The following is a 2,123-nucleotide window of genomic DNA, read 5'->3' as shown; positions in this document are numbered from 1 at the left end:
CAATACACACCTTTCGGCGAGTCTCATACTCTGGTCTGGAGTTATTACCGCGGTGACCGCATCGGTATTTACTCCTTCAATAACGAAGGAGAAGAAGGGTCCGTAGATATTGACTACCTCCACCATACGATTGCCAAGTAGCCTGGATAAACGCCCTATGAATCAACGTATATTATTAATCGTTAATCTGTAAGGCTTTATTAAAACAGGCAGAATTAATGAAAGCGTGATTCTGCTTACCCCAAAACTTAACGGATGTATGAATACTTTTCGGTACACGTTTCTTGTCTTCTTGGTCGCGATGACGGTCTCTGTTCACGCACAGCGATTGTATTCGCCCAACAAAAAAATAGAACTGAGCTTATCCCAATCCACTGAAAAACCAGGTAATTGGTTTTTGTCCGTTTATTATCACGGGGCAACGAAAACCCCCGTTTTTTCTCAAATCAAGCTCGGGCTGGAAAGACAGGATCAATCATTTACGGACCAACTTTCGCTGAAGAAAAGTAGTAAGGCCGTCCCCATTCACGAGCAGTATACAACCCTTCACGGCAAACGCTTGAAGCGGGCCAATGAAGCCCAGGAGATGACGTTTACGTTCATAAATGCGAAGGGCAGTACGCTGAACGTGGTGGCCCGGGCTTACAACAATGGCATCGTTTTCAAATATGAGTTTCCCGAAAAAAGCGAGGGCACCTGGGTCATGAAACGCGAAGCAACCGCATTTGTGGTGGAGGAAAAGGCGGAACGCTGGTTACAGGCATTCGTTACCAGTTACGAGGGCTTCTACCCCGCTCAAAAAGAAACGATCCAAACCGGCGAATGGGGCTATCCGGCTTTGTTCAAAACTGGAGATCAGAACCCCTGCTGGACCTTACTGACCGAAGCCAACGTAGATCGTAACTACTGTGCGACGAAGCTGAGCAACCGACAGAACAAGTCCAGTTACCAACTGGAATACCCGGCCGCTACGGATGGAAACAATACTGGATCGGTAAACCCTACCCTGACTTTACCCTGGAGCTCGCCCTGGCGAGTAGCGATTATTGGTCAACTGGCTGACATTGTTGAGTCTACGCTGGTTGAAGATGTCAGTAAACCTTCCCAACTCACGAAAACCGACTGGATCAAGCCGGGAGTTTCGTCCTGGGTGTACTGGGCGTATAATCACGGAACGAAAGATTATAAAAAACTCTGTGAATACGTTGATTTAGCCGCCCGGATGGGCTGGCCCTATACGCTGATGGATTGGGAATGGGACGAAATGACGAACGGAGGTACGCTCGAAGATGCCGTAGCCTACGCTAAATCGAAGGGAGTGAAACCGTTGCTTTGGTATAATTCGGGGGGAGCCCATAATCAGGTTTCCTCCGGTCCCCGGGATCGGCTAACGACGCCGGAATCCAGAGCGAAAGAATTTGCCTGGTTAAAAAAGATCGGAATCTACGGTGTCAAAGTAGATTTTTTTGAAAGTGACAAGCAGGAGATGATGCGGTACTATCTGGACATTCTGGAAGACGCTGCTCGCTATGAATTGATGGTCAACTTTCACGGGAGTACGGTTCCGAGGGGCTGGAGCCGCACCTACCCGCATTTGATGAGTATGGAAGCCGTGTACGGCGGTGAGCAATATAATAATCAGGAGTACATGACTTCGAAAGGAGCCTGGCATAATACCCTGTTGCCCTTCACCCGTAACGTTATCGGTCCGATGGATTATACGCCCGTGGCTTTTACCAACTCCCAGCATTCGCATACGACCACTTACGCCCACGAATTAGCCCTGGCGGTGGTCTTTGAATCAGGCATCCAGCATTTGGCGGACCGCCCGGCGGGCTTTGATCAGTTACCGGATCCCGCGAAATTTATGCTCAGCGAGCTGCCGACGGCCTGGGATGAAACGCGATTCCTGGCCGGCTATCCCGGAAAAGAAGTCGTGATTGCCCGAAGAAAAGCAGCCCGCTGGTACGTGGCAGGCATTAACGGAGAAAATCGATCGAAGAATGTATCGATTCCTTTCTATGTGCTTGAAAAAGGCAAAACCTATCGGGCTGAACTTATGGCTGATACTGATTACGACTCAGGTTTCAACGTAAAATACCTTACCATAAAAGCCGGAGATA

The 2,123-nt window shown here is 49.0% G+C and carries 1 protein-coding gene; it reads left to right on the top strand.

Annotated features, from left to right (window positions below; genetic code table 11):
• Positions 1 to 259 precede the first annotated feature (259 nt).
• A partial coding sequence (locus BWI97_RS26760) for a glycoside hydrolase family 97 protein (protein WP_102203466.1) occupies positions 260 to 2,123 on the top strand: 1,864 nt, incomplete at its 3' end.

It is taken from the genome of Siphonobacter sp. BAB-5405, from assembly GCF_002872335.1.
In the GTDB taxonomy this organism is placed as follows: domain Bacteria; phylum Bacteroidota; class Bacteroidia; order Cytophagales; family Spirosomataceae; genus Siphonobacter.
The sequence above is the reverse complement of the archived record's forward strand: the minus strand, read 5'-3'. Positions and strand labels throughout refer to the sequence as shown.